This window comes from Streptomyces xingningensis (assembly GCF_054957865.1).
Genome location: NZ_JBDJPF010000002.1, coordinates 57937 through 83705, shown reverse-complemented (window position 1 = coordinate 83705; position 25769 = coordinate 57937). Strand labels below are relative to the sequence as shown.

At 71.2% G+C, this 25769-nt stretch carries 28 protein-coding genes; 11 read left to right on the top strand and 17 right to left on the bottom strand.

All coding sequences use genetic code 11. From position 1 onward, the window contains the following. Positions 1–86: 86 nt before the first annotated feature. From ABCR83_RS01595 to hisI, 4 genes are all read right to left on the bottom strand, one after another. Positions 87–314 (bottom strand): HGxxPAAW family protein, encoded by a 228-nt coding sequence (locus ABCR83_RS01595; protein WP_462692486.1) that lies wholly within the window; start codon positions 312–314, stop codon positions 87–89. 100 nt (positions 315–414) lie between these two features. Beyond that, positions 415–1068 carry a TIGR02234 family membrane protein gene (locus ABCR83_RS01590; protein WP_462692484.1) on the bottom strand — a complete coding sequence of 218 codons (654 nt, stop codon included), beginning with the start codon at positions 1066–1068 and terminating at the stop codon, positions 415–417. A 61-nt stretch (positions 1069–1129) separates the two neighbouring features. Then, a complete protein-coding gene (locus tag ABCR83_RS01585) occupies positions 1130–2680 on the bottom strand; it encodes an anthranilate synthase component I (protein ID WP_462692482.1) in 1551 nt (516 codons plus the stop codon). A gap of 10 nt (positions 2681–2690) precedes the next feature. Beyond that, positions 2691–3062 carry a phosphoribosyl-AMP cyclohydrolase gene (gene hisI / locus ABCR83_RS01580; protein WP_462692480.1) on the bottom strand — a complete coding sequence of 124 codons (372 nt, stop codon included), beginning with the start codon at positions 3060–3062 and terminating at the stop codon, positions 2691–2693. A gap of 74 nt (positions 3063–3136) precedes the next feature. Here hisI and ABCR83_RS01575 point away from each other — a divergent pair, with 74 nt between their 5' ends. The 3 genes from ABCR83_RS01575 to ABCR83_RS01565 all read left to right on the top strand — a co-directional run bounded on the left by ABCR83_RS01575 (position 3137) and on the right by ABCR83_RS01565 (position 5293). Beyond that, the gene (locus tag ABCR83_RS01575) at positions 3137–3988 is read left to right on the top strand and encodes a septum formation family protein (RefSeq protein WP_462692478.1); all 852 of its coding nucleotides are present in this window, start codon (positions 3137–3139) and stop codon (positions 3986–3988) included. A gap of 53 nt (positions 3989–4041) precedes the next feature. Then, a complete protein-coding gene (locus tag ABCR83_RS01570) occupies positions 4042–4674 on the top strand; it encodes a TIGR03085 family metal-binding protein (RefSeq protein WP_462692476.1) in 633 nt (210 codons plus the stop codon). A gap of 76 nt (positions 4675–4750) precedes the next feature. After that, positions 4751–5293, top strand: coding sequence for a DoxX family protein (locus tag ABCR83_RS01565; protein WP_462692696.1), 543 nt, complete (start codon positions 4751–4753; stop codon positions 5291–5293). Positions 5294–5320: 27 nt separating this feature from the next. On the opposite strand, the gene hisF is transcribed toward ABCR83_RS01565, so the two are convergent. The 8 genes from hisF to hisD all read right to left on the bottom strand — a co-directional run bounded on the left by hisF (position 5321) and on the right by hisD (position 11156). After that, on the bottom strand, positions 5321–6091 hold the full coding sequence (gene hisF / locus ABCR83_RS01560; protein ID WP_462692474.1) for an imidazole glycerol phosphate synthase subunit HisF: 771 nt from the start codon (positions 6089–6091) through the stop codon (positions 5321–5323). After that, the gene (locus ABCR83_RS01555; protein ID WP_462692472.1) at positions 6088–6486 is read right to left on the bottom strand and encodes a RidA family protein; all 399 of its coding nucleotides are present in this window, start codon (positions 6484–6486) and stop codon (positions 6088–6090) included. Before ABCR83_RS01555 ends, hisF begins: the two co-directional genes overlap by 4 nt. After that, the gene (gene priA, locus ABCR83_RS01550) at positions 6483–7202 is read right to left on the bottom strand and encodes a bifunctional 1-(5-phosphoribosyl)-5-((5-phosphoribosylamino)methylideneamino)imidazole-4-carboxamide isomerase/phosphoribosylanthranilate isomerase PriA (protein ID WP_462692694.1); all 720 of its coding nucleotides are present in this window, start codon (positions 7200–7202) and stop codon (positions 6483–6485) included. Before priA ends, ABCR83_RS01555 begins: the two co-directional genes overlap by 4 nt. Positions 7203–7219: 17 nt before the next feature. Further along, entirely contained in the window at positions 7220–7858 is a 639-nt protein-coding gene (hisH, locus tag ABCR83_RS01545) for an imidazole glycerol phosphate synthase subunit HisH (RefSeq protein ID WP_462692470.1), read from the bottom strand. Next, positions 7855–8022, bottom strand: coding sequence for a hypothetical protein (locus ABCR83_RS01540; RefSeq protein ID WP_462692469.1), 168 nt, complete (start codon positions 8020–8022; stop codon positions 7855–7857). Before ABCR83_RS01540 ends, hisH begins: the two co-directional genes overlap by 4 nt. 115 nt (positions 8023–8137) lie before the next feature. After that, on the bottom strand, positions 8138–8731 hold the full coding sequence (hisB, locus tag ABCR83_RS01535; protein ID WP_462692467.1) for an imidazoleglycerol-phosphate dehydratase HisB: 594 nt from the start codon (positions 8729–8731) through the stop codon (positions 8138–8140). Next, complete coding sequence (locus ABCR83_RS01530; protein ID WP_462692465.1) at positions 8731–9834, bottom strand: histidinol-phosphate transaminase; 1104 nt, start codon at positions 9832–9834, stop codon at positions 8731–8733. Before ABCR83_RS01530 ends, hisB begins: the two co-directional genes overlap by 1 nt. Next, the gene (gene hisD / locus ABCR83_RS01525) at positions 9831–11156 is read right to left on the bottom strand and encodes a histidinol dehydrogenase (RefSeq protein WP_462692463.1); all 1326 of its coding nucleotides are present in this window, start codon (positions 11154–11156) and stop codon (positions 9831–9833) included. The genes ABCR83_RS01530 and hisD overlap by 4 nt, the downstream gene beginning before the upstream one ends. A gap of 145 nt (positions 11157–11301) precedes the next feature. On the opposite strand from hisD, the gene ABCR83_RS01520 reads away from it, so the two are divergent. From ABCR83_RS01520 to ybaK, 3 genes are read left to right on the top strand one after another with little or no spacing between them, the layout of a single operon-like run. After that, on the top strand, positions 11302–12909 hold the full coding sequence (locus tag ABCR83_RS01520; RefSeq protein ID WP_462692461.1) for an oxidoreductase: 1608 nt from the start codon (positions 11302–11304) through the stop codon (positions 12907–12909). Between the two features lie 49 nt (positions 12910–12958). Continuing rightward, on the top strand, positions 12959–13696 hold the full coding sequence (locus tag ABCR83_RS01515) for an LON peptidase substrate-binding domain-containing protein (RefSeq protein WP_462692459.1): 738 nt from the start codon (positions 12959–12961) through the stop codon (positions 13694–13696). Positions 13697–13713: 17 nt separating this feature from the next. Further along, entirely contained in the window at positions 13714–14202 is a 489-nt protein-coding gene (ybaK, locus tag ABCR83_RS01510; RefSeq protein ID WP_462692457.1) for a Cys-tRNA(Pro) deacylase, read from the top strand. Positions 14203–14364: 162 nt separating this feature from the next. Here the strand turns inward: ybaK and ABCR83_RS01505 are convergent, their stop codons facing one another. From ABCR83_RS01505 to ABCR83_RS01490, 4 genes are all read right to left on the bottom strand, one after another. After that, on the bottom strand, positions 14365–15048 hold the full coding sequence (locus ABCR83_RS01505) for an ABC transporter permease (RefSeq protein WP_462692455.1): 684 nt from the start codon (positions 15046–15048) through the stop codon (positions 14365–14367). Positions 15049–15107: 59 nt separating this feature from the next. Then, entirely contained in the window at positions 15108–15941 is an 834-nt protein-coding gene (locus tag ABCR83_RS01500) for an ABC transporter permease (protein WP_462692453.1), read from the bottom strand. Positions 15942–15987: 46 nt separating this feature from the next. Next, complete coding sequence (locus ABCR83_RS01495; protein WP_462692692.1) at positions 15988–16959, bottom strand: ABC transporter ATP-binding protein; 972 nt, start codon at positions 16957–16959, stop codon at positions 15988–15990. Positions 16960–17061: 102 nt separating this feature from the next. Continuing rightward, positions 17062–18339: an NYN domain-containing protein gene (locus ABCR83_RS01490; protein ID WP_462692451.1), complete on the bottom strand. Its 1278-nt coding sequence runs from the start codon at positions 18337–18339 to the stop codon at positions 17062–17064. A gap of 262 nt (positions 18340–18601) precedes the next feature. Between ABCR83_RS01490 and ABCR83_RS01485 the strand changes: the two genes are divergently transcribed. Beyond that, positions 18602–18775 carry a hypothetical protein gene (locus tag ABCR83_RS01485; protein WP_462692449.1) on the top strand — a complete coding sequence of 58 codons (174 nt, stop codon included), beginning with the start codon at positions 18602–18604 and terminating at the stop codon, positions 18773–18775. A 69-nt stretch (positions 18776–18844) separates the two neighbouring features. Here ABCR83_RS01485 and dnaE read toward each other — a convergent pair whose 3' ends face one another. Beyond that, a complete protein-coding gene (gene dnaE, locus ABCR83_RS01480; RefSeq protein ID WP_462692447.1) occupies positions 18845–22387 on the bottom strand; it encodes a DNA polymerase III subunit alpha in 3543 nt (1180 codons plus the stop codon). Positions 22388–22570: 183 nt separating this feature from the next. Between dnaE and ABCR83_RS01475 the strand changes: the two genes are divergently transcribed. The 4 genes from ABCR83_RS01475 (at position 22571) to ABCR83_RS01460 (ending at position 25768) form a co-directional block, all read left to right on the top strand. Beyond that, a complete protein-coding gene (locus ABCR83_RS01475) occupies positions 22571–23206 on the top strand; it encodes a hypothetical protein (protein WP_462692445.1) in 636 nt (211 codons plus the stop codon). 40 nt (positions 23207–23246) lie between these two features. After that, complete coding sequence (locus ABCR83_RS01470; protein WP_462692443.1) at positions 23247–24080, top strand: thioredoxin domain-containing protein; 834 nt, start codon at positions 23247–23249, stop codon at positions 24078–24080. A gap of 107 nt (positions 24081–24187) precedes the next feature. After that, entirely contained in the window at positions 24188–24859 is a 672-nt protein-coding gene (locus ABCR83_RS01465) for a hypothetical protein (protein ID WP_462692441.1), read from the top strand. Between the two features lie 57 nt (positions 24860–24916). Further along, complete coding sequence (locus tag ABCR83_RS01460) at positions 24917–25768, top strand: thioredoxin domain-containing protein (RefSeq protein WP_462692439.1); 852 nt, start codon at positions 24917–24919, stop codon at positions 25766–25768. The last annotated feature ends 1 nt before the right edge of the window (position 25769 follow it).

The following is a 25769-nucleotide window of genomic DNA, read 5'->3' as shown; positions in this document are numbered from 1 at the left end:
CCGCCGAGTGTGCGCCGGAACCGGTGAAGGCGCAGCTCAGGGCGTGCGGACGGGCCCGGGCCGCGCCTTGGCGGAGGGGACGGCGGTCAGCTCTGGGCCTGCGGCTGGGCGCTGGGCAGGGTCTCCACCTGACCGCGGCCCATCAGACGCATGATCCCGCCGACGACGGCGCCGAGGACGGTGAGGCCGACTCCGGCCCAGAAGCCGACCGGCTTGGACATCACGATGAACACGCTGGCGACGCAGAAGCCGATGAAGCTGATGGTGACACCGGTCCAGGCGGCCGGGGTGCGACCGTGATGGTACTTGTGCATGGGTTTGACTCCTCGCTGCTGTGTCGCGCCCGCGGGCGCGAAGAACGCTCGCCGGTCATTGTTCCCGACGGCCCGGGGTGGTGCGGACGTGGGGTCGGCCTCAGCGGCTCGTGTCGCCGGTCGGGTCCTCGCCGCGGTCGAGGGCCTTCCACAGCTCCTCGGGGCGTTCGGGGTCGGGGGTGGTGCGCGGGCGGCGGGGGCGGGGGGTGCCGTCGCGCTCGTAGCGGCCGGACATCGCGGGCCAGTGGCGGCCGTGGCGCAGCGCCAGCAGCCCGGCGAGGAGCAGCAGGACGCCGCCCGCGAGGGCGGCCCACGGCCAGCCGGTGTGGGTGACGTGCTCGATGGCGGTGCCGGTGACGCCGGTGGTCCTGGAGGCCTTCTCCTCCAGGGCGGCGGTGTCGGTGGCACCGGTGAGGGAGCCCGCGACGACTCCGGCGCCGCTGAGCGCGAGCAGCGCGGCGACGAGGGTGCGGCCGACGCCGCGGACGGCGAAGACGGCGACCAGCGCGGCCAGGGCGACGATCGCCAGGGCGCCGGGCAGGCCGGTGATGTCCTGTCCGCTGGCGTGCTCGCGCACGGCGTTGCCGATGCCGGCCGCCGAGCCCTCGGCCCAGGTGCGGCCGCCGGCGAGGAGGACGAGCGCGGCACCGAGGGCCGTGCACAGCAGCGCCACGGCGACGCTGCGGCGGCTGCCCCGGCCGGGGGACGGCACGGGCTCGGCGTGGGTACGGGGATGGGGTACGGCTGCGCTCACGGTTCCACTATCCCCTGGGCGCCGGCGCCCCGCGCAGCCGGGGTCAGCAAGGCAGCCGGGGTCACGAGGGCACCTCCGGCCGGGTGAGGTGGGCCGCGCCGTGTACGGCGCGCAGCACGGCGGCGGCCTTGTTGCGGCACTCGGCGTCCTCGGCGACCGGGTCGGAGTCGGCGACGATGCCCGCGCCGGCCTGGATGTAGGCGGTGCCGTCGCGCAGCAGTGCGGTGCGGATGGCGATGGCGGTGTCGGAGTCCCCGGCGAAGTCGAGGTAGCCGACGCAGCCGCCGTAGAGGCCGCGGCGGGCGGGTTCCAGCTCTTCGATGATCTGCATGGCGCGTGGTTTGGGCGCGCCGGACAGGGTCCCGGCGGGGAAGCAGGCGGTGAGCACGTCGAAGGCGGTGCGGCCGGGGGCGAGGCGGCCGGTGACGGTGGAGACGATGTGCATCACATGGCTGTAGCGCTCGATCGACATGAAGTCGACGACCTCGACGCTGCCGGGTTCGCAGACCCGGCCCAGGTCATTGCGGCCGAGGTCGACGAGCATCAGGTGCTCGGCGCGCTCCTTGGGGTCGGCGAGCAGTTCCTCGCCGAGCGCGGCGTCGGCCTGCGGGGTGGCGCCGCGCGGCCGGGTACCGGCGATGGGGTGCACCATGGCGTGCCCGTCCTCGACCTTGACCAGCGCCTCGGGGCTGGAGCCGACGACATCGAATCCGTCGAAGCGGAACAGGTACATATACGGGCTGGGGTTGGTCGCCCGCAGCACCCGGTAGACGTCCAGCGCGGAGGCCGTGCACGGGGTCTCGAACCGCTGGGAGGGCACGACCTGGAAGGCCTCGCCCGCCCGGATGCGTTCCTTGATGTCCTCGACGGCCGCCATGAAGTCCGGGCCGCCCCAGCGGGCGGTGAATGCGGGCAGTTCGGAGGGCGGCAGGGTGGCGGGGCTGGTGGGTGCGGACCGGTTGAGGTCGGCGGCCATCGCGTCCAGGCGGGCCACGGCGTCGGCGTGGGCCTCGTCGATGCCGGTGTCGAGGTCGTTGTGGTTGATCGCGTTGGCGATCAGCAGGACGGTGCCGTTCCAGTGGTCGAGGACGGCGAGGTCCGAGGTGAGCAGCATGGTCAGCTCGGGCAGGCCGAGGCTCTCCGGTTCGCCCCGGTGGGTGCCGATCTTCTCCAGGCGGCGGACGATGTCATAGCCGAGGTAACCCACCATGCCGCCGGTGAAGGGCGGCAGGCCCACGCCCTCGATGAGGTCGCGGGGGGTGTGCAGGGTTTCGAGCGTGGTCCGCAGGGCGTGCAGCGGGTCGCCGTCGGTGGGCACGCCGACGGGCGGGGTGCCGAGCCAGTGGGCCGCTCCGTCGCGCACCGTCAGGGTGGCGGCGCTGCGCACGCCGATGAAGGAGTAGCGCGACCAGGTGCGGCCGTTCTCGGCCGACTCCAGCAGGAAGGTGCCGGGCCGTTCGGCCGCGAGCTTGCGGTAGAGGCCGACGGGGGTGTCGCCGTCGGCGAGGAAGCGGCGGGTGACCGGGATGACCCGGCGGTCCTTGGCGAGTGCGCGGAAGGTGTCGGCGTCCGGGATGACGGACCCGTCGGAGGCGGATGCGGTGACGGCCATGGCCCGGAGCCTACTGGGCCAGCGGCAGGTCACCGGAGTCGAAACAGGTGCGGTCGCCGGTGTGGCAGGCGGGGCCGACCTGGTCGACCTTGACCAGCAGGGTGTCCGCGTCGCAGTCCAGGGCCACGGACTTGACGTGCTGGACGTGTCCGGAGGTGTCGCCCTTGACCCAGTACTCCTGCCGGCTGCGGCTCCAGTAGGTGCAGCGGCCGGTGGTGAGGGTGCGGTGCAGGGCCTCGTCGTCCATCCAGCCGAGCATCAGCACCTCGCCGGTGTCGTACTGCTGGGCGACGGCGGGGACCAGGCCGTCGGCGTCGCGCTTGAGGCGGGCGGCGATGGCGGGGTCGAGGGCGGAGGAGCCGGTGGGGATGCGGGCGGTCATGAATTCATGATGCCGGAGGCCCCTTGCCGTATCCCACTCGCACGGTTGTCGGAGGCATGCGGCATGCTTCCGTCATGACCACACCGCCTCCGCCGCCTCCGTCGAATCCGCCGCAACCTCCCGGCGGCGGCGGTGGTTTCGGCCCGCCGCAGGGCTTTGGCCCCCCGCCCGGACAGCAGCCGCCGCCCTTTGGGCAGCAGCCGCCCCAGGATCAGCCCGGGTACGGCCAGGGGCAGCCGGGCCATGGCCAGGGGCAGGGCTTCGGGCCGTATGGGCCGTACGGCCAGCAGCCCATGCCGCCCGGGCCGCCGGCGCCGTCCGGTGGCAATGGCGCGAAGATCGCGGCGATCGTGGTCGCGGTGGTGCTGGTCGTGGGGCTGGCCGTCGGCGGCGTCATCTACGCCAACCGGGGCGGGAAGAGCGAGCCGGTGGCGAAGTCGTCCCCCTCGCCCGCGTCCGCCTCGCCGAGCGACAGCGCCTCGCCGTCACCGGCGGACTCCCCCTCGCTGCCCGGCCCGGGCGGTGGCGGCATACCCAGCCGCGATGTGAACACGCCGTCGCCTTCCACCACCCCGCTGATCAACCTGAAGATCGGCGAGTGCTTCGACCATCCGTCGATGACCCCCTCCGTGACCAAGGTGGAGAAGAAGTCCTGCAACGGCACGCATGACGGTGAGGTGGTCGCGACCGAGACCCTCGACGGCCCGATGGGCAATGACTCGGAGATCAAGGAGAAGGCCCTGGGGCTGTGCAAGGCGGACGCCCAGAAGAAGCTGAATTCCATAGGCGACGGCAAGCGGTACTACTACTTTGCGCTGTACCCGACCAAGCTGGCCTTCCTGATCCGCGGCGAGCGCACCGTCGCCTGCTCGCTCACCCGCAGCGACAGCCCGGGCGGCGCCAAGCTGACCGAGCCCCTGCCGTAGGGGGCGGGCGCGGCAGCGTGGCATGGGTGGGGTGGTCACCGTAGGGTGACGTCATGTCAACTCACGCACAGCGCGAACGCCTGCTCCTGGCTGACCTGTTGGAGACGGCGGGGCCGCACGCCCCGACGCTCTGCGAGGGCTGGGGCACCCGTGATCTGGCGGCCCACCTGGTGGTGCGCGAACGCCGCTCCGACGCGGCCGCCGGTGCACTGATCAAGCCGCTGGCCGCCCGACTGGAACGAGTGCAGGCCGAATTCGCCGCGAAACCGTACGAGGAGCTGCTCCAGCTCATCCGCACCGGTCCGCCGCGCACCTCGCCGTTCGCCCTCAAGCAGATCGACGAGGCGGCCAACACCGTCGAGTTCTATGTGCACACCGAGGACGTGCGCCGCGCCCAGCCGGACTGGACGCCGCGCGAGCTCGACCCGGTCTTCGCCGATGTGCTGTGGAACCGCCTGGAGAAGGCAGGGCGGCTGGTCGGCCGCAAGTCGCCGGTCGGTCTGGTGCTGCGCCGGCCCGACGGCCGCACGGTGGTGGCCCGCCGCGGTGCCCCGGTGGTCACGGTCACCGGCGAGCCCGGCGAGCTGACCATGTTCGCCTTCGGCCGCCAGGACGCCGCCCGGGTGGAGCTGGACGGGGACGAGGCGGCCATCGCAAAGCTGCGGGCGGCGAAGCTGGGCATCTGACCAGCAGGATCGCGGTTCTCCGGGGGGCCGATTCTCGAGGGGGGTGACCGGAAACGACGCTAAGAAGGTGCCCACCATGGTTTTCCCCAGCAGATCCTCCCTCGGCGGCCTCGGCAGCCTCCCCGACCCCGCCGCGACCGCCACCTCCGCCGGGCTCCTGCTGCTGCGCCTGATGCTCGGCCTGACCATGGCCGCGCATGGCGCGCAGAAGCTCTTCGGCTGGTTCGGCGGGGCCGGCATCGACGGCACGGCCAAGGGCTTCACCGAACTCGGCTATCCGGCCGGCAAGGCCATGGCCGTGGTGGCCGGGCTCAGCGAGGGCCTGGGCGGCGTCGGCCTCTTCCTGGGCCTGCTCACCCCGCTGGCGGCGGCCGCGATCCTCGGCACGATGATCAACGCGCTCGATGTGACCTGGTCCGGCGGGTTCTTCGTCCCCAACGGCGTGGAGTACACGCTGCTGGTCGCCGTGGCCGCGGCGGCGCTCGCCCTGGCCGGGCCCGGGCGGTACGCGGCCGACCACTTCCTGCCGGTGCTGCGTGAGCACCGGCTCGGCTATGGGGTCGGGGCGATCATCCTGGCGGCGGTGGCGTCGGCCGCGATCCTGCTGACGCGGTCCTGACGAGGCCCTGACAAACCCCCGCCGCGCCTACCGCACCGGTTGCCCGGCCGCCCGCAGTGCCCCCTTGACCTCGGAGATCCGCAGATCACCGAAGTGGAAGACCGACGCGGCCAGCACCGCGTCCGCCCCTGCCGCCACCGCCGGGGCGAAGTGCTCGAGCCGCCCGGCGCCCCCACTGGCGATCACCGGCACGGTGACGTGCTCGCGCACGGCCCGGATCAGCTCGGTGTCATAGCCGTCCTTGGTGCCGTCCGCGTCCATGGAGTTGAGCAGGATCTCCCCCGCGCCCAGCTCCGCCGCGCGGTGCGCCCACTCCACCGCGTCCAGGCCGGTACCCCGGCGGCCGCCGTGGGTGGTGACCTCGAACGTCCCGGTCGAGCCCGGGCGGGAGGAAGCGCGGCGGGCGTCCACCGAGAGCACCAGCACCTGGCTGCCGAACCGCTCCGCGATCTCCCGGATCAGCTCGGGCCGGGCGATCGCCGCGGTATTGACGCCGACCTTGTCCGCGCCCGCCCGCAGCAGCCGGTCGACGTCCTGCGCGGTACGGACGCCGCCGCCCACGGTGAGCGGGATGAAGACCTGCTCCGCCGTGCGGCGCACCACGTCATAGGTGGTCTCGCGATGGCCGGCGGAGGCGGTGATGTCCAGGAAGGTCAGCTCGTCGGCGCCCTCCTGCCCGTAGATCCGGGCCATTTCGACGGGGTCGCCCGCGTCGCGCAGGTTCTGGAAATTGACGCCCTTGACGACCCGGCCGTTGTCCACGTCCAGGCAGGGAATGACTCGCACCGCGAGGGTCACGCGGATTCTCCTCCAAATGCTTCCACTTCCACTTCGACCAGCACCCGCGAGTCGACGAAACCGGAGACCACCACCATGGTCGCGGCGGGCCGCACGGCGTTGAAGAGCTCCTTGTGAGCGCGGCCGACGGCGTCCACGTCCCGCGCATGGGTGAGGTACATGCGGGTGCGGACGACCGACTCGGGGCCCAGCCCGAAGCGTTTGAGCGCCTCAAGGGCGTTGCCGAAGGCCACCTTGGTCTGCTCATACGGGTCTCCCTCGCCCTGGAGGACGCCGTGCACCAGCGGCATCGTCCCGGCGACGAGGACCCGGTCCCCGGCCGCCACGGCGCGTGCGAAGCCGATCGACTCTTCCCAGGGACTGTCCGTCTGCACACGCCGTGGGGTTTCACTCATGCGGACACTGCCTCCAGGGCTTCTTCCAAGGTGAACGCCTTGGCGTAGAGAGCCTTGCCGACGATGGCACCTTCGACGCCCTCCGGTACCAGAGTGGCGATTGCCCGCAGATCGTCAAGAGAGGAGACACCCCCGGAGGCGACGACCGGCTTGTCGGTGGCCGCGCAGACGTTCTTCAGCAGTTCCAGGTTGGGGCCCTGGAGGGTGCCGTCCTTGGCGATGTCGGTGACCACGTAGCGGGCGCAGCCCTCGGAGTCCAGACGGGCCAGGGTCTCATAGAGGTCGCCGCCGTCGCGGGTCCAGCCGCGGCCGCGCAGGGTGGTGCCGCGTACGTCCAGGCCGACCGCGATCCGGTCGCCGTGCTCGGCGATGGCCCGGGCCACCCACTCGGGGGCCTCCAGGGCGGCGGTGCCGAGGTTGACCCGGGTGCAGCCGGTGGCGAGGGCGGCGGCCAGCGAGGCGTCGTCGCGGATGCCGCCGGACAGCTCGACCTTGATGTCCATGGAGCGGACGACCTCGGCGATCTGCGCCCGGTTGTCGCCGGTGCCGAAGGCCGCGTCGAGGTCGACCAGGTGCAGCCACTCGGCACCGGAGCGCTGCCAGGCCAGGGCGGCGGCCAGCGGATCGCCGTAGGAGGTCTCGGACCCGGACTCGCCGTGCACCAGGCGCACGGCCTGCCCGTCGCGGACGTCGACGGCGGGGAGGAGTTCGAGCATGCTTGCAGTCGGCACGGTCACAGGGTTCCGATCCAGTTGGTGAGGAGCCGGGATCCGGCGTCGCCGGACTTTTCGGGGTGGAACTGGGTGGCCCAGAGCGGGCCGTTCTCCACGGCGGCGACGAACGGTTCGCCATGGGTGGCCCAGGTGACCTTGGGCGGCCGGATGGCCTCGTTGGTGATCTCGAGGTGCCATTCGCGGACGGCGTAGGAGTGGACGAAGTAGTAGCGGGTGCCGGCGTCCAGTCCGGCGAACAGCCGGGAGCCCTCGGCGGGGCGGACCGTGTTCCAGCCCATGTGCGGGACGACCGGCGCCTTGAGCGGCTCGACGACGCCGGGCCACTCGTCGAGGCCCTCGGTCTCGACGCCGTGCTCGATGCCCCGTTCGAAGAGGATCTGCATGCCGACGCAGATGCCCATCACCGGCCGGCTGCCGGACAGCCGCCGCCCGATGATCCAGTCGCCGCGCGCGGCGCGCAGCCCCCGCATGCAGGCCGCGAACGCGCCGACGCCGGGGACCAGCAGCCCGTCGGCGTGCATCGCCCGGTCGTAGTCACCGGTGATCTCGACCTCCGCGCCGACATGCGCAAGGGCACGCTCGGCGGACCGGACGTTGCCAAAGCCGTAGTCGAAGACGACCACCTTCTTACGGCTCATGACCACAGCCCCTCGATGCGCATCCCGCCGGCGAGGAGGCACATCGCGGCCCCGATGCCGAGCAGCACAATGACGCTCTTGGGCATGCCCTGCTTGATGAAGGAGATGATCCCGCCGATCAGGAACAGGCCGACGATGATCAGCGCGGCGGAAAGGCCGGTCACAGTACTCCCTCGTTCTCCCCCAGGCTTCGCCCGGGAGGTACCCCCACTCCGCCCACGCGGCGCAGAGGTGCGGCCATCACATCCGTCTGCGGCCCGGCGGCCGCGCGCGCGTCGCTCACAGCGCACCCTTCGTGGAAGGGAGGATCCCGGCGGCGCGCGGGTCGCGCTCGCAGGCGTAGCGCAGGGCGCGGGCGAGGGCCTTGAACTGGCACTCCACGATGTGGTGGGCGTTGCGCCCGTACGGCACATGGACGTGCAGGGCGATCTGTGCCTGGGCCACGAAGGACTCGAGTATGTGCCGGGTCATCGTGGTGTCATAGCTGCCGATCATCGGCGCCATGTTCTCGGGCTCGGTGTGCACCAGGTAGGGGCGGCCGGAGAGGTCCACGGTCACCTGGGCGAGGGACTCGTCCAGTGGGACCGTGCAGTTGCCGAAGCGGTAGATGCCCACCTTGTCGCCGAGCGCCTGCCGGAAGGCGGCGCCGAGCGCGAGGGCGGTGTCCTCGATGGTGTGGTGGGTGTCGATGTGCAGGTCGCCGTCGGTCTTGACGGTGAGGTCGAAGAGGCCGTGCCGGCCGAGCTGGTCGAGCATGTGGTCGTAGAAGCCGACGCCGGTCGAGACGTCGACCTGACCGGTGCCGTCCAGGTCTATCTCGACCAGGACCGAGGTCTCCTTGGTGGTGCGCTCTACGCGGCCCACGCGGTTCATCAGTGGCTCTCCTTCAGTACTGCACGGACCGCGTCCAGGAACGCGTCGTTCTCCTCAGGGGTACCGGCGGTCACCCGCAGCCACCCCGGTACTCCGTTGTCCCGTACCAGCACACCCCGGTCGAGGATGGCCTGCCATGCGGTGTGGCTGTCGGCGAAGCACCTGAACTGGACGAAGTTGGCGTCGGAGTCGGTCACTTGGCAGCCCATGGCCCGCAGTTCGGTGACGATCCGGTCGCGTTCGGCCTTGAGCTGTTCGACGTAGCCGAGCAGGGTGTCGGTGTGCTCCAGTGCGGCCAGCGCGGTGGCCTGGGTGACGGACGACAGGTGGTACGGCAGCCGGACCAGCTGTACCGCGTCCACCACCGCCGGGTCGGCGGCGAGGTAGCCCAGCCGCAGCCCGGCCGCGCCGAAGGCCTTGGACATGGTGCGGGAGACGACGAGGTGGGGCCGCCCCTCGGTCAGCGGCAGCAGCGAGGGGCGGTGGCTGAACTCGCCATACGCCTCGTCGACGATCACCAGTGACGGCCTGGCGGCCTGCGCGGCCCGGTACAGCCGCAGCACCGTCTCGGCCTCGACGGCCGTGCCGGTGGGGTTGTTGGGCGAGCAGACGAAGACCACCTCGGGCCGGTGCTCGCCGATGGCCCGTACCGCGGCGTCGACGTCGATGGTGAAGTCGTCGTGGCGCGGTCCGGAGAGCCAGCCGGTGCCGGTGGCCCGGGAGATCAGGGCGTGCATCGAGTACGAGGGCTCAAAGCCGATGGCGGTGCGGCCCGGGCCGCCGAAGGTCTGCAGCAGCTGCTGGATGACCTCGTTGGAGCCATTGGCCGCCCAGACGTTCGCCCTGGTGACCGGGTGCCCGGTGCTGCGGGTGAGGTACTTGGCCAGCTCGGTGCGCAGCTCGGTCGCATCGCGGTCGGGGTAGCGGTTGAGGTGCCGGGCGGCCTCGGTGACGCGCTCGGCGATCCGGGCGACCAGGGGTTCGGGCAGCGGGTAGGGGTTCTCGTTGGTGTTCAGGCGTACGGGGACATCGAGCTGGGGGGCGCCGTACGGGGACTTGCCGCGCAGCTCGTCCCGGATGGGGAGGTCGTCGATGTGCGTCACTTGCCCTGTGGAACCTTCCAGTCGAACCGTGCCTTGATCGCGGCGCCGTGCGCGGGCAGGTCCTCCGCCTCGGCGAGGGTGACCACATGGTGGGCGACCTCGGCGAGGGCGTCGCGGCCGTAGTCCACGATGTGGATGCCGCGCAGGAAGCTCTGCACGGACAGCCCGGAGGAGTGGCAGGCGCAGCCGCCGGTCGGCAGCACATGGTTGGAGCCCGCGCAGTAGTCGCCGAGCGAGACGGGGGCGTACGGGCCGACGAAGATCGCTCCCGCGTTGCGCACCCGGGCGGCGACCGCCGCCGCGTCCGCGGTCTGGATCTCCAGGTGCTCGGCACCATAGGCGTCCACCACGGCGAGGCCCGCCTCGATGTCGTCGACCAGCACAATGCCGGACTGGCGGCCGCCGAGCGCGGGGACGATCCGGTCCTCGATGTGCTTGCCGGCGGCGACCTGGGTCTCCAGCTCCTTCTCGACGGAGGCGGCGAGTTCCTCGGAGTCGGTGACCAGGACGGCGGCGGCCAGCGGGTCGTGCTCGGCCTGGCTGATCAGGTCGGCGGCGACATGCACCGGGTCGGCGGTGTGGTCGGCGAGGATGGCGATCTCGGTGGGGCCCGCCTCGGCGTCGATGCCGATGCGGCCCTTGAGCAGCCGCTTGGCGGCGGCGACCCAGATGTTGCCGGGGCCGGTGACCATGTTGACCGGGCGGCAGTCCTCGGTGCCGTAGGCGAACATGGCGACGGCCTGGGCGCCGCCCGCCGCGTACACCTCGTCGACGCCGAGCAGCGCGCAGGCGGCCAGGATGGTGGGGTGGGGCAGACCACCGAAGTCCGCCTGCGGCGGGGAGGAGACGGCCATCGAGCCGACGCCCGCCTCCTGGGCGGGCACCACGTTCATGATCACGGATGAGGGGTAGACCGAGCGGCCGCCCGGCACATACAGCCCGACGCGCTCGACGGGCACCCAGCGCTCGGTGACCGTGCCGCCGGGCACCACGGTGACGGTCCGGTCGGTGCGGCGCTGTTCGCGGTGGACCTTTCGGGCCCGCCGGATGGACTCCTCGAGGGCCGCCCGTACGGCCGGGTCGAGCTCATCGAGGGCGCGGGCGATCGCCTCGGGTGCCACCCGCACCCGGTCGATCCGCACACCGTCGAAGCGCTCGGCGTGGTCGATCAGTGCCGCGGTGCCGCGATGATGCACGTCCTCGCAGATGGGCCGCACCTTCTCCAGGGCGGCCTCGACGTCGAGTTCGGCTCGGGGCAGCAGGCCGCGGTCGACGCCGTGCTCATGGAGAGCGGCGCCGCGCAGATCGATTCGGGAGATCACACGGCCAATTGTCTCAGACCCGCCCCGGCACACGACTCCCTGTACCGCTCAGTGATACGCGGAGCAAAACTCGTCACACGCACCGTGTTCAAGCGGTCACCCAGCGGGAATCGTACGCACGAACGTACGAGTGAGGGGAGGGAACGTGACCGAACCATCCGACGGCGAGCCCCCCACCGGGCTCGACCTCACCGCCGCCGAACAGGGCATGTGGCAGGCGTTCCGCACCGGCACCACCCACGATCTGCGCACCCCCTACCCCGAGCAGAACGACCCCAACGCCGCGCACACCTGGGGCCCGGAACGCTGTGTGCGCGCCCAGGTCATCGCCCTGCTGCTGCTGGCCGGACCGCCCGCCCGGCCCGGGCGGGTCAGCGCCCTCAAGCTCCGTGGCGCGCAGATCACCGGCCTGCTGGAGCTGTCCGGCGGGACCGTGACCCCCTATGTCGAGCTGCAGAGCTGCCGCTTCGAGCAGCAACTGCTGCTGCCCGAGAGCCACTTCACCACCCTGCGGCTGGTCGGCTGCACCATCCCCCGGATCGAGGCCGCCCGGCTGCACACCGAGGGCGATCTGCATCTGCCGCGCTGTGTGGTACGGCGCGGCATCCGGCTGACCGATGCGCACATCGGCACCGATCTGCTGCTCAACCAGCTGGTGGTGCGCAGGGACCGGCGCGGCCAGTCGATAGCCGCCGACGGGCTGACCGTGGGCCAGGACCTCCAGGCCGAACTGGCCCGCTCCTACGGCGAGCTGAGCCTGCGCGGCGCGAAGATAGGGGCCTCGCTGAGCCTGCGCGGCACCACCCTGAGCAATCCCTACGGTCACCGGGCGCTCAACGCCCCGCAGCTCACCGTGGAGCGCACCGTCTATCTGACCCCGGCGGGCGTCAGCGGCGCCACCCTCGCCCCGGGCGCCACTCCCCCGTACGGCATCGCCGCGGGCACCGCCGAGCCCGGCACCCGGCTGCAGCGCTTCACCTGCGAGGGCGGGATCCGGCTGGACGACGGGCGGTTCGGCGACGCGGTGGACTTCAGCCTGGCCCGGCTGGCGCTGGGGCCCGACCAGGAGCTGTCGCTGCGCCGCATCCAGACACCCGAACTGCGCTTCCTGGGCGAGCGGCCGGCCGGCGGGCGGGTGGTGCTGTCGGGCTCCCGGGTGGCCAACCTGGTCGACCGGTGGGACAGCTGGCCGGAGCCCGGCGGTCTGGTGATGGCCGGGTTCTCCTACGAGCACCTGATACCGCTCGGTCACTTCCCGCTCGCCAAGCGCCTGGAGTGGGTGGCCGCCGCCACCCCGGAGTACGCCCCGGAGCCGTACGAACGGCTGGCCGGCGCCCTGCGCGACAGCGGTGAGGACGCCGACGCGCGCCTGGTGCTGCTCGCCAAGCAGCGCCGCAGACGCGAGACGCTCCCGCTCGCCGCCAAGGTCTGGGGCTTCATCCAGGACTGGACGGTCGCCTATGGCTACCGGCCCGGCCGGGCCGCGCTGTGGATGGCCCTGCTGTGGGCGCTGGGCACGGTCTACTACGACCGTCACCCCATGCCGCCCGTCAGGCCGGACGAGGGGGCGCCGACCTGGAACCCCGAGCTCTACACCCTGGACCTGCTGCTGCCCGTCATCGATCTGGGGCAGAGCGCGGCCTGGAAGACCAGCGGCCCGGGGCAGTGGCTGGCCGCCGGCCTGGTGCTGGTCGGCTGGACCCTGGCCACCACGGTCACCACGGGCGTCTCCCGGCTGTTGCGCCGCCAGTGACCGCGGACTCCCGGCGCGCCGACGGGCAGGGCCATTAGGCTTACCGGCTGTGACCACCGCGCGCCTTCCGATCTTTCCCCTGAACTCGGTGCTGTTCCCGGGCCTCGTGCTTCCGCTGAACGTCTTCGAGCAGCGGTATCGCGCGCTGATGCGCCGGCTGGCGGAGCTCCCCGAGGACCAGCCGCGCCGCTTCGGCGTCGTCGCCATCCGGGACGGCCTGGAGGTGGCGTCCAGCGCCCCGGGCCTGCCCGAGGGGGCCAGGCCCGAGCCCGGTCCGGCCACCGGCTTCGGCCCGGATCCGATCAGTGCCTTCCACCCGGTGGGCTGTGTGGCGGACGCGGCCACCATCAAAAAGCGCCCGGACGGCGGCTATGAGGTGCTGGCCACCGGCACCACCCGGTTCCGGCTGCGGTCCGTCGACGCCACCGGCCCCTATCTGGTGGGCGAGGTCGAGGACATCGAGGAGCGGCAGGGAGACGAGGCGGGTGCGCTCGCCTCGGGTGTGCTGCGGGCGTTCCGGGCGTACCAGAAGCGGCTGGCCGGTGCGAGCGAGCGCTCCCTGGCCGGGGAGACGGATCTGCCGCAGCAGCCCTCGGTGGTGTCGTTCCTGGTCGCCGCCGCGATGATGCTCGATGTGCCCACCAAGCAGCGGCTGCTGCAGGCGCCCGACACGGCGTCCCGGCTCGCGGAGGAGCTGAAACTGCTGCGCGCCGAGACGGCGTTGATCGGCAAGCTCCCCTCGGTGCCGGCCACCGAGCTGACCCGGCGGCCGATGAGCCCCAACTGAGCCCGAGGAGCGGTAACTTGGCGAGGAAGTCCGGCGCGACCCCGGCCATCGTCGCGCTGCGGAAAGCGGGCACCGTCCACTGGGTCCACGCCTATGTGCACGACCCGGCCGCCGCGTCCTACGGCGAGGAGGCCGCACGGGCGCTGGGCGTCGATGCGGGCCGGGTCTTCAAGACCCTGGTGGCCGAGGTGGACGGCGCACTGACCGTGGCCGTGGTCCCGGTCTCCGGTTCGCTCGACCTCAAGGCCCTGGCTGCGGCGGTCGGCGGCAAGCGGGCGGCCATGGCCGACCCGGCGGCCGCGGAGCGGGCGACGGGGTATGTGCGGGGCGGGATCTCGCCGTTGGGGCAGCGGCGCCGGCTGCGCACGGCGCTGGACGCGTCCGCGCTCCCGCTCGGCACGGTCCATGTGTCGGCCGGCCGCCGGGGGCTGGAGGTCGAGCTGGCGCCCGGCGACCTCGCGGAGCTGACCGGCGCGGTGATCGCACGGATCGCGCGCGGCGCGTAGCCCGTACGTTCGCACTGGACGAACCCCCGTCCCTCCGGTATTGACCAAAGAGGCGATCCGCCACACCCAGGGAGGGGACCCCATGTCCAAGCGAACGCGCAAACGCAAGTGGCGCCTGCGCAAGAACCCCGCCAACCACGGCCGCCGGCCCGCATAACGCCCTCAGGCGGACGGCTTGCCATCCTCCGGGGTCTCCGGTGCCTTCGGGGCCGGCCCCGGAACCGGCGTCCCCGGAGGATTCGCCCAGCCGCGCACCACCCCCGCCGGCTCCGGGTCCCGCGGCCCGAACAGCGCGGTCAGCAGCAGGTGCACCGCCATCGCCGCCAACGGCCAGGCCAGCAGCATCCCCTTGGCACCCAGCTTGAGCGGGGCGTCGAAGACGACCCCCTTGCCCACCGCCCTGGCATGCGCGACCACATTGGAGGTGGGCCCCAGCCACATGCCCAGCCGCCAGCCGATCAGCGAGGCCAGCAGGGACCCCACCGCGAGAGCGACCACCACCGCGATGCCACCGCTGCGCCGGAACCAGAAGACCAGCGCCGCGCTCAGCGCACCGAACCCCAGCCCGAGGAACGCGAACACACCGTCCGCACCGATCGCCTGCTCGCCCTCGGTGTTCTTGAGGTAGACCGCCTTGGCATCCGAGATCAGCGGCACCTTGGGCGCCAGCCACACCCACAACAGCCCCAGCAGCACCCCGGCCACCGTGACCGCCGCCGTGACAACGGCGGCGGGCCGCAGCTCGGCGAGTACGGGCGACGGCCCACCGGGCTCACCAGGCTCATCGGGCCCTTTGCCGCCATCCGAGGGCAGGGGCTGGTCATGCGGCGTCAGTGGTGCGGTCACCCCGCCATCGTGCCAGGTGGCGGCCGCACCCCCGGCGGCAGGCCGGTCGGCGCGCCGCGTCACCGGACCGCCGCCCGCCGGTATGCCCAGGTCGCGAGGGCCAGCGAGACCACTCCCACCGCGGCGCACACCCCGAGATCCGCGGCCACCAGCAGCCAGTCGGGCCGGGCGGCGAAGCTCCGCGCCAGCGCCTCCACCCCATAGGTGGACGGCAGCAGATCGCGTGCGTACGCGATGGGCTCCGGCAGGTGCGCGGCCGGCAGCACTCCGAGCAGCAGCGCCGCCGACATGCCCAACTGGCCGCACAGCGTGGCCAGTTCCGGCCGGGGCGCGAGCAACCCCAGCGCCGCACCGAGCCCGGCCAGGGCCGCGCCGGACAGCGGGACCACTCCGGCCAGCACCCACAGGTGCACCAGCGGCAGCTTGAAGAGCACGCTGCCCGCCACCGCCGTGACCACCGTGCCGGGCACGGTGAAGGACGCGTACGCCCCCGCCGCACCCAGCACCACGGCGGCGGGCGGCACCGGCAGCGTGGCGTAGTGGTCCAGACCGCCGCTGGCGCGCAGCTGTCCGAAGTACTGGGCCAGCAGGTTCAGCGCGACAAACGCCACCACCAGCACGCTGGAACCGGCCACCACGGCGCGGGCCTCGTCCCCGCCGTCCACCACTCCGCGCATCAGGACCATGATCCCGACGGACTGGAAGGTCGCCACGAACAGCAGCGGGATCCGGGCCACCCGGGCCCGCGACAGCTGCGCCCGGTAGACGGCCGCCAGGGCGGGCAGCAACCGCGCCCGCGGCGCCAGCGCCGCGGGCCCGTCGTCGGCGGGCCGGGCACTGTGGGCCGGGACCCGGGTCTGACCGGTCGCCGCCTCCGCGGATACTGCACTCACTGGGCACCGCTCCTGTTCGTCCGCCACCCGGCCGGCATCCGTACCCTCACCCCTTCACCAGCCCCTTCGCCCGGCCGCCGAGCGCCAGGTAGACGTCCTCCAGACTCGGGGTGGCCAGGGTGAAGTCATCGAGGGCGGCGAAGGCGGGCCCGCCGGTCACCGCGGCGACGGCGGCCCGCGCCTCGGCGGGGGCGAGCCGCAGCGACCAGCGGCGCCCGGTCTCCTGGGCGCTGTCGCGCAGCGCCGCGACCTCGGGTACGTCCAGCGGGGGCGCGTCGCGCCACACCAGTTCGACCCGGACCTCGTCGCCGACCAGCTCCTTGAGCCCGGCCGGGGTGTCACAGGCGATGATCCGGCCGTGCTCCAGCACCGCGACCCGGTCCAGGACGGTCTCGGCCTCGATGACGTTATGGGTGACCAGCAGCACCGTCGCGCCACGCTCGGCCCGGCGCCGGTCGACGGCGGCCCAGACGGCGCGCCGGGCCACCGGATCCATGCCGGTGGTGGGTTCGTCGAGGACGAGCAGCGGGCGGTCGCCGACCAGGGCGGCGGCGAAGCAGGCGAGGCGACGCTGTCCGCCGGAAAGTTTCTTCAACGGCCGTCCGGCGAGCGGGGCGAGCCCCAGCTCGTCCAGTACGGCATCCCGCTCGGCACGGGCGGTGCGCAGGTCCAGGCCGCGCAGCCGCCCGGTGGTCTCGGCGGCGAGGGACACGGTCAGCTCGTCCAGGGCGGAGGACTCCTGCCCGAGATAGCCGATCAGCCGGGCGGCGCGCTCGGGGTGCCGGACCAGATCGTGTCCCAGCAGCTCGATGCCGCCCTCGTCGGGCCGCAGCAACCCGGTGAGCTGGCGTACCAGGGTGGTCTTGCCCGCGCCGTTGGGGCCGAGGAGGCCGAAGATCTCACCGCGCCGGACGTCGAGGTCGATGCCGTCGGTGGCCCGTACGGCCGGAGCGGCCGGGGTGCCCCGGCGGGCGCGGGCGGCCGGGTATGCCTTGACGAGACCGCGCACGGCGCACACCGTGTGCGGTGCCGCCCCCTGCTTCGCGCCCGTCGTCACGAGCCATGAGAGTACGCGCCCGGCCGTGCGCCCCTTGCCTCGGGGTACGCCGTGCCGCACCCTCTAATCCCCGGCAGGGGCATGCTCCGCCGCCGTGCGTGCGTCGATCTCCCGCCAGAACCCGGCCCGGATCGCATATCGGTCGTGCTCGTCGATCTGGTCGTCCTTGTGTGCGAGCAGCCCGAAGCGGGCGGCATAGCGCAGCAGCTCGCCGTCGATCCGGTGCGGAATCCTCGGGTACTCGGTGGAAATGTGCTGCAGATGGACGGAGTCGGTGATCCGCTCCGTCCAGCGCCGGGCGAAGACCTGGCCGACCTCGAAGGGGTCGCCCCCGACGGTGGTGATGTCCTCCTCCCGGTCGGCCCAGCGCTGCTCCGCGCTGGTGAGCTGAGCGAGCATCGGCAGGGCGGCGATCTCGGGCGACTCGCCGAGGCCGTTCCCGGTGCTTCTGTCGACCCAGCCCTTGTCGGAGGACCAGCGGAGGGTGGCGTTGGTGGCCGGAGTCCCCCCGGAGGGCCCGGTGCCCGACGGGGACTGCGGGCCGCCGGACCGGTTGAGGCAGGCCAGGTCCTTCGGGGTGGGCACGGTCTTGCCGCCCGTCCCGTCACCGCGCTCGGCGGCCAGCGAGGAGCCCGCCGGGCGGACCCCGTTGCGTACCGCGGAACCGGACTCCGCGGCCTGGGCCGATCCGACGCCGGAGGCGGCACCCGCCGTCTCGGGCAGCGGCGCGGAGAGGATCGCGGCGATCTCGGGCTCGGGCTCGGGCGGCGGGGCGCAGGGCCCGGTGAGCTCCTTGGCCCGCACGGCCCGGGTGATCCAGGTACGGTCCAGAACGCGCCGTTCATCAGCCTCGGCGACCAGGTCCTCGGACTGGTTGTAGTCGCCGTCGGCGGCCTGGACGGCCCACAGGTGGACGGCGACGCCGTGTTCCTTGGCGGACATCAGGCCGGGCAGCAGATCGCCGTCGCCGGTGACCAGCACGACGTCGGAGCAGGCGCGGTTGCGGGCCAGCTCGGTGAGCTCGGCGTGCATGGCCGCGTCCACGCCCTTCTGGCCCCAGCGGCCGTCGGTGCTGCGGGTCAGTGCGCCGAGCCGGACGGTGACCCGGGGCATCACCCGGAGCCTGCGGTGCTCGGGCTGGGGGACGCGGTCGGGGGCGCCGTCGAACCAGTAGATGCGCAGCAGCGGCCGACTGGTCTCGTTCTCGGCGCGCTCCCGCAGGCCCTGGATCAGAGTTGCGTGGTCAACGGTGATGCGGGAGCGGGCGGAGTCCCCGGCCAGCAGGCTTGCGGCGGCGCCCAGCAGATAGCCGGCGTCCACCAGGACGACGCAGCGGTCCACGGTCCACCTTCTCTCCGTAAGTCCAGTGTGTCCAGAAGTGCGGTCGCCCCCGGCACGGCAGTGCCCCGGTCGTGAGTGGGCTTTCCCTGGAGTCTGCCCGACCGTGCGGGGGTTATCAGTCCGAACTGGATCATCGGCGTGGCGGATACGGCCTGTGGCCGAGAAGTATCCCTGTCACACAGGGTGATTGCCCGAAATGCGTCGTTCCTTAGTGCATGCCAGGGTGTTGGCGGGGGCCACTCCAACTGGAGGCACAGAAGAAATGGCCAAGAACAAGAACCGGCAGCAGCCGCAGAAGCAGGCGAGCCAGGCCGAGCGCCAGCAGCAACAGGCAAGAAGCTCCTCGATGGAGGACCGGGCCGAGCAGCGGCAGTCACAGGTCACCCCGGGCGACATGGCCCGCAAGAGCAAGCAGAAGCGCTTCGGCCACAACTGACCGGCGCTTCGGTGTGTTTGAGGGGCGCGCCCGTGCCAACCGAGCGCGCCCCTCGCATGCGTATCCGCCTCAGCCCGCCAGGCAGGACGGGCCGAGCAGCTGCTTCAAGTCACCGAAGAGCGCCGGGTCGGGGGTCACCCGGTGCCGGTCCAGCCGGAGCACGGTGGTCTTGCGGGCGCCCTGGAGCTTGATCCGCACCTCGCTGGAGCCCCGGTGGTGGGTGAGGACCTGGCCGAGCCTCTCCACCAGCGGCGGGGTGACCTTGACCGTCGGGATGGTGATCACCACGGGTGCGTTGCTGCCCGCGTTGGACAGGTCGGGGACCATCAACTCCATGGCGACCAGGCGCGGGATGTCCTCGCGCTTGTCCAGCCGGCCCTTGACGAAGACCACGGCGTCCTCGACGAGCTGGGTGGAGACCAGCTGGTAGGTGGCCGGGAAGAACATGCAGTCGATGGAGCCGGCCAGGTCCTCCACGGTGGCGATGGCCCAGGCGTTGCCCTGCTTGGTCATCTTGCGCTGGAGGCCGGAGATGATGCCGCCGATGGTGACGATCGCCCCGTCCGCGTGCTCGCCGCCGGTCAGCTGGGAGATGGCGGCGTCGGCCTTGTCGTTGAGCACATGCTCGATGCCGAAGAGCGGGTGGTCGGAGACATAGAGGCCGAGCATCTCGCGCTCCTGGGCGAGCAGATAGGGCTTCTCCCACTCGACGTCGGAGAACTCCACATCGAGCCCGAAGCCCGGTCCCTCGTCGGTGCTCTCGTCGCCCATGCCGCCGAAGAGGTCGAACTGCCCCTCGGCTTCCTTGCGCTTGACCTGCACCACGTTGTCGATCATCGGCTCGTAGTGCGCGGTGAGGCCCTTGCGGGTGTGCCCCATCTCGTCGAAGGCACCGGCCTTGATGAGCGATTCAACGGTCCGCTTGTTGCAGACCACCGCCTCCACCTTGTCGAGGAAGTCGGGGAAGGAGCTGTACTTCCCCTTGGACTTGCGGCACCGGATGATCGAATCGACCACGTTGGCGCCGACGTTGCGCACCGCCGTGAGGCCGAAGAGGATCACATCGTCACCCTGGGCGGCGAAGTTTGATTCGGACTCGTTGACGTTCGGCGGGAGCACCTTGATGCCCATCCGGCGGCATTCGTTGAGGTAGGTCGCCGACTTGTCCTTGTCGTCCTTGACCGAGGTGAGCAGCGCGGCCATGTACTCGGCCGGGTGGTTGGCCTTGAGGTAGGCGGTCCAGTACGAGACCAGGCCGTACGCGGCCGAGTGGGCCTTGTTGAAGGCGTAGCCGGCGAACGGGACCAGCACGTCCCAGAGCGCCTGGATGGCCTCGTCGCTGTAGCCGTTCTTCCGGGCGCCGCCCTGGAAGATGGTGAAGTTCTTCGCCAGCTCGTCGGGCTTCTTCTTGCCCATCACCCGGCGGAGGATGTCGGCCTCGCCGAGCGAGTACCCGGCGATGATCTGGGCGGCCTTCTGGACCTGCTCCTGGTAGACGATCAGACCGTAGGTGACGGCCAGCACCTCTTCGAGCGGCTCCTCCAACTCCTTGTGGATCGGGGTGATCTCCTGCTGCTTGTTCTTGCGCAGCGCGTAGTTGGTGTGCGAGTTCATGCCCATCGGGCCCGGCCGGTAGAGGGCGGACACGGCGGAGATGTCTTCGAAGTTGTCGGGCTTCATCAGCCGCAGCAGCGACCGCATGGGCCCGCCGTCGAACTGGAAGACGCCCAGGGTGTCGCCGCGCTGGAGCAGGTCGAAGGTGGTGGGGTCGTCGAGCGGGAGGGCCAGGAGATCGATGTCGATCCCCTTGTTGGCCTTCACCATCTTGACGGCGTCGTCCATGATCGTGAGGTTGCGCAGGCCCAGGAAGTCCATCTTCAGCAGGCCGAGCGACTCACAACTCGGGTAGTCCCACTGGGTGATGGTGACGCCGTCGGTGTGCCGCACCCAGACCGGGACATGGTCGGTGATGGTCTCGCTGGACATGATCACGCCTGCCGCATGCACGCCCATCTGCCGCACCAGGCCCTCGACGCCGCGCGCGGTGTCGATCACCTTCTTCACATCCGGCTCGTTCTCATACATCCCGCGCACCTCGCCCGCCTCGCTGTAGCGGGGGTGCTGGGGGTCGATGATGCCGGACAGCGGAATGCCCTTGCCGAGGACGTCGGCGGGCATCGCCTTGGTGATGCGGTCGCCCATGGCGTACGGGTAACCCAGCACCCGGGCCGAGTCCTTGATCGCGTTCTTGGCCTTGATGGTGCCATACGTGCCGATCATGGCGACCTTGTCGGCGCCGTACTTCTCCGTGACATACCGGATCACCTCGGCGCGCCGGCGCTCGTCGAAGTCGATGTCGACATCGGGCATCGAGACGCGCTCGGGGTTGAGGAACCGCTCGAAGATCAGGCCGTGCGGGATGGGGTCGAGGTCGGTGATGCCCATCGCGTACGCGACGATCGAACCGGCCGCGGAGCCACGGCCGGGGCCGACCGCGATGCCGTTCTTCTTCGCCCACATGATGAAGTCGGCGACCACCAGGAAGTAGCCCGGGAACCCCATCTGGATGATGACGTCCATCTCGTACTCGGCCTGCCGCTGCCGGTCCTCCGGGACGCCGCCGGGGAAGCGGCGGGCCATGCCGCGCCGGACCTCCTCCTGGAACCAGGTGACCTCGGTGAACCCCTCGGGCACATCGAACTTGGGCATCAGGTCGCGCTTCTCGAACCAGCCGGTGGTGTCGATCTGTTCGGCCACCAGCAGGGTGTTGGCGCACCCCTGCTGCCAGGCGTCCGAGGGGTCGACGGCGTACATCTCGTCCGTGGACTTGAGGTAGTAGCCGGAGCCGTCGAACTTGAAGCGGTCCGGGTCGGAGAGGTTCTTGCCGGTCTGGATGCACAGCAGGGCGTCGTGCGCGCTCGACTCGTGGGCGTAGGTGTAGTGCGAGTCATTGGTGACGAGCGGGGGGATGCCCAGCTCCTTGCCGATCTTCAGCAGGTCCTCGCGGACCCGGCGCTCGATCTCGATGCCGTGGTCCATCAGCTCCAGGAAGTAGCGGCCCTTGCCGAAGATGTCCTGGTAGTCGGAGGCGGCCTGGCGGGCCTCTTCGTACTGGCCCAGCCGCAGCCGGGTCTGGAGCTCGCCGGAGGGGCAGCCGGTGGAGGCGATCAGCCCCTCCGACCACTTGGCGATGGTCTCCTTGTCCATCCGGGGCCACTTGGTCAGCCAGCCCTCGGCATAGGCGTCCGAGGAGAGCCGGAAGAGGTTGTGCAGACCGGTCCTGTTGGCCGCCCAGATCGTCTTGTGCGTATAACCACCGGAGCCGGACACATCGTCCCGCTTCTGGTGCGGCTGGCCCCACTGGATGCGCCGCTTGTTGCGCCGCGACTCGGGGGCCACATACGCCTCGATGCCGATGATCGGCGTGACGCCCGCCTTCTGGGCCTGGTGGAAGAAGTCATAGGCACCGTGGAGATTGCCATGGTCGCTCATGGCGATGTGCGTCATGCCCATCTCATTGCAGGCATTGAACATGTCCTTGAGCCGCGCGGCACCGTCCAACAGCGAGTACTGGGTGTGGACGTGCAGGTGTGTAAAGGGCGGCTTGCTCACGGTGGAAGACCTCCGGCGGACGGCTGGCGGGGCGGGGCAGGCCATGAAGGTTACCGGCCTCGCCTCGAGGGGCAGCGGCGTACCACCAGGCACACTCTCCAAGAGCGACGACCCGAATACACATTCGATACGGAAGCGAACTTTAGTCGCGGCTTATCCCACCCCATGACAGACTCGACCTCTATGGACATATCAGCGGCACGGTTGCGGGCACTGCGCGCGGCGCTGTTCACGGCGCTCTGCGTGCTGCTGTCCACGGCCTCCCAGGTGCTGCTGTCCGGCAGGCCGCTGCCGCTGCCGACCGTCGCGGCCGCCACCGCCGCCGTCTTCGCCCTCGCCTACGCGCTGGCGGGCCGCGAGCGCCGGTACTGGCCGATCGCCGCCCTCCTCATCCCCCTGGAGCTGGCCGTGGGCGCGCTCCTCACCACCGGCCAGGACACCTGCTACGACCCGACCGGGCACCCCCTCCCGGGAGCCCTCACCCTGATCTGCGGCGGCGGCAGCATGGGCTCGCCCCTGGCACACACCGTCGCCCCGGGCACCGCCCCCTGGCTGCTGCTCGCCGGGCACCTCGCGGTCGGCCTGCTGGCCGCCGCCTGGCTGAGCCGGGGCGAGGCGGCCTTCGGCCGCCTGCTGCGCGCCACCGCGGCGGTGGCATTCCGCCCGCTGCTGCTGGCCGTCGCGGCGCTCACCCCGGCCGACCGGAGCCAGGGCGCCCGCCTCGGCCCCGTGCACCACACCCGCGCGGCCCGGCCGCGCCCCCCGCTGCTCCACTCCGTGATCCGGCGCGGGCCGCCGTCTCTCTCCGCCCTCGGCTGAGCAGAAGACCACCCCGATCACGGAGCAGACAGGCAACATCATGAGCAACCGCAACAACCAGCAGAACAAGCAGGCCGCCCGCGAGCGGCTGCGCGCCGAGCGCGCCCAGCAGGTGAAGAAGGACAAGGTCCGCCGCCAGCTGCTGGTCGGCGGCGGAGTCGTCGCCGGACTGGCCGTGGTGGCCGGGATCGCCCTGGCCGTGACCCAGCTGGGCGGCGGCAGCGGCGCCAATGCCGCCTGGGAGGCGGCCGCCAAGAAGACTCTGGTCAAGCCCGCCAACGCCACCGGAGCCAACGGCACCGAGGTGATCGTCGGCGACCAGAAGGCCAAGCACACCCTGGACATCTACCAGGACATGCGCTGCCCGATCTGCTCGGTCTTCGAGCAGAACGTCGGCAACACCATCGACAAGGACGTCAAGGACGGCAAGTTCAAGATCCAGTACAACATCGGCACCTTCATCGACAGGAACCTCAACGGCACCGGTTCCAAGACCGCGCTCAGCGCAATGGGCGCCGCCCTCAACGTCAGCCCGCAGGCCTTCGCCGAGTACAACAAGGCGCTCTACGCCAAGGCCAACCACCCGGACGAAACCAAGGACTCCTTCGCCAACAAGGACACCCTGCTGAAGATCGCGGACGAGGTCCCGGCGCTCAAGGGCAACGCGGACTTCCGCAAGAACGTCAAGGACGGCACCTTCGACAAGTGGGCGCTGGAGATGTCCAACACTTTCGACAACGCCAAGGACGTCACGGGCACCCCCACCCTCAAGCTGGACGGCAAGAAGATCGAGGTGGACTCCCCCAACGGCAAGGGCGCCCCGATGACCCCGGAGACCTTCAACTCGGCGATCGACGCCCAGCTGAAGTCCTGACCGAAGCCCTGACATTCCGGGCTGAATTCCGGGCCGAACTCCCGCCCCTTCCGTAACGCCGGGCCGTGAGGCGACAATTGCGGCGTGTCGTGGCACACTTCCGCGTTATGAAGGGGACGGGAGTTCGGTTGCGGGCGCTGCGCGCCGGGCTGTTCACCGCCTTGTGCGTGACCCTCTCGGCCGCCTCCCACATCCTGCTCTCCCGGGCGCCCCTGCCGCTCTCCACGGTCGCCATCCTCTCGGCCGCGTTCTTCGCGATCGCCTACGCGCTGGCGGGCGCGCGTGAGCGCGGCTACTGGTCCATAGCCGCTCTGTTGGTCCCCCTGGAACTGGCCGCCGACACCGTCTTCACCACCGGCCAGCACGCCTGTTACGGACCGGCCGGCGGCCCGGTCTCCGGCCCGCTGCGCTCCATGGGCATAGATCTGGTCTGCCACGGCGGCAGCCTCGGCACCCCGCTGGCCCGGATGGCCGCCGCCCAGAACGGCCCCGCCCCGGCCATCGACTCCGCCGCCCCCTGGCTGCTGCTCAGCTGCCACCTCGCCATCGGCCTGCTGGCCGCCGCCTGGCTGCGCCGCGGCGAGGTGGCCTTCGCCCGACTGCTGCGCGCCGTCGCCTCGTTCGCGTTCCGCCCGCTGCTGCCGGCGTTGGGGGTCGACACCGTGCCCGGCCCGGGCGGCGTACGGCTACGTCCCGTCCGCAACACCCTCCCGGCCCACGCGCTCCCCCTCCTCATCCACTCCGTCGTACGGCGCGGACCGCCGCCCGTGTGCTGCTGAACACACGCAGAGCACACGCAACGGCCCCAACACCCGTACACCGACGGAGAAGACACCATGAGCAACCGCAACAACCAGCAGAACAAGCAGGCCGCCCGCGAGCGGCTGCGCGCCGAGCGCGAGCGGCAGGCGAAGAAGGACAAGACCCGCCGCCAACTCCTGGTCGGCGGCGCAGTCGTCGTCGCCCTCGCCGTGGCGGGCGGCATCGCCATCGCGGTGACCAAGATGAACGACAAGAGCGACGGCCACTGGGAAGCGGCGGCCAAGAAGGCGCTCGTCAATCCCTCCAACCTCACCGACGAAAAGGGCAACAGTGGCAAGGGCGACCTGATCGTCATCGGCAAGGACAGCGCCAAGGACACCCTCACCATCTACGAGGACCCACGCTGCCCGGCGTGTGCCCAGTTCGAGCAGAACGTCGGCAAGCAGCTGCGCCAGGACGTCGCGGACGGCCGGTACAAGGTGCGGTACATCATGGTCAACTTCATCGATGGCATGGGCAACGGTGGCACCGGCTCCAAGAACGCCGTCAGCGCCCTCGGCGCCGCGCTGAACGTCAGCCAGGAGGCCTTCGTCGACTACAAGGAAAAGCTCTACTCCGAGAAGTACCACCCCGAAGAGACCGACGACGCCTTCGCCGACGACAAGAGGCTCATCGAAATCGCCCAGCAGGTGCCCAAGTTGAAGGACAACAAGGACTTCCAGCAAGCCGTCAACGCCCATACCTACGACAAGTGGGCCCTGGTGATGGGCGAGCAGATGAAGAAGGACGGCGTCAATAGCACTCCGACCCTGAAGCATGGCGGTCAGACCCTGACCGTCCAGGGCCCGCAGGGCCAGGTCCCCCCGATGAAGCCGGAGACCTTCGCCGCGGAGATCGACAAGGCATTCGGGCCGAAGAAGAAGTGAC

Bases quoted from the DNA above. Each gene is read 5' to 3' on its own strand.
- hisI (WP_462692480.1), bottom strand. From the start codon at position 3,062: ATGACCGCCCGCATCCCCACCGGCTCCTCCGCCCTCGACCCCGCCATC.
- ABCR83_RS01460 (WP_462692439.1), top strand. From the start codon at position 24,917: ATGAGCAACCGCAACAACCAGCAGAACAAGCAGGCCGCCCGCGAGCGG.
- hisB (WP_462692467.1), bottom strand. From the start codon at position 8,731: ATGAACCGCGTGGGCCGCGTAGAGCGCACCACCAAGGAGACCTCGGTC.
- ABCR83_RS01565 (WP_462692696.1), top strand. From the start codon at position 4,751: ATGGTTTTCCCCAGCAGATCCTCCCTCGGCGGCCTCGGCAGCCTCCCC.
- ABCR83_RS01555 (WP_462692472.1), bottom strand. From the start codon at position 6,486: ATGAGTGAAACCCCACGGCGTGTGCAGACGGACAGTCCCTGGGAAGAG.
- hisH (WP_462692470.1), bottom strand. From the start codon at position 7,858: ATGAGCCGTAAGAAGGTGGTCGTCTTCGACTACGGCTTTGGCAACGTC.
- ABCR83_RS01585 (WP_462692482.1), bottom strand. From the start codon at position 2,680: ATGGCCGTCACCGCATCCGCCTCCGACGGGTCCGTCATCCCGGACGCC.
- ABCR83_RS01575 (WP_462692478.1), top strand. From the start codon at position 3,137: ATGACCACACCGCCTCCGCCGCCTCCGTCGAATCCGCCGCAACCTCCC.
- ABCR83_RS01485 (WP_462692449.1), top strand. From the start codon at position 18,602: ATGGCCAAGAACAAGAACCGGCAGCAGCCGCAGAAGCAGGCGAGCCAG.
- ABCR83_RS01475 (WP_462692445.1), top strand. From the start codon at position 22,571: ATGGACATATCAGCGGCACGGTTGCGGGCACTGCGCGCGGCGCTGTTC.
- ABCR83_RS01465 (WP_462692441.1), top strand. From the start codon at position 24,188: ATGAAGGGGACGGGAGTTCGGTTGCGGGCGCTGCGCGCCGGGCTGTTC.
- ABCR83_RS01570 (WP_462692476.1), top strand. From the start codon at position 4,042: ATGTCAACTCACGCACAGCGCGAACGCCTGCTCCTGGCTGACCTGTTG.
- ABCR83_RS01470 (WP_462692443.1), top strand. From the start codon at position 23,247: ATGAGCAACCGCAACAACCAGCAGAACAAGCAGGCCGCCCGCGAGCGG.
- priA (WP_462692694.1), bottom strand. From the start codon at position 7,202: ATGCTCGAACTCCTCCCCGCCGTCGACGTCCGCGACGGGCAGGCCGTG.
- ABCR83_RS01595 (WP_462692486.1), bottom strand. From the start codon at position 314: ATGCACAAGTACCATCACGGTCGCACCCCGGCCGCCTGGACCGGTGTC.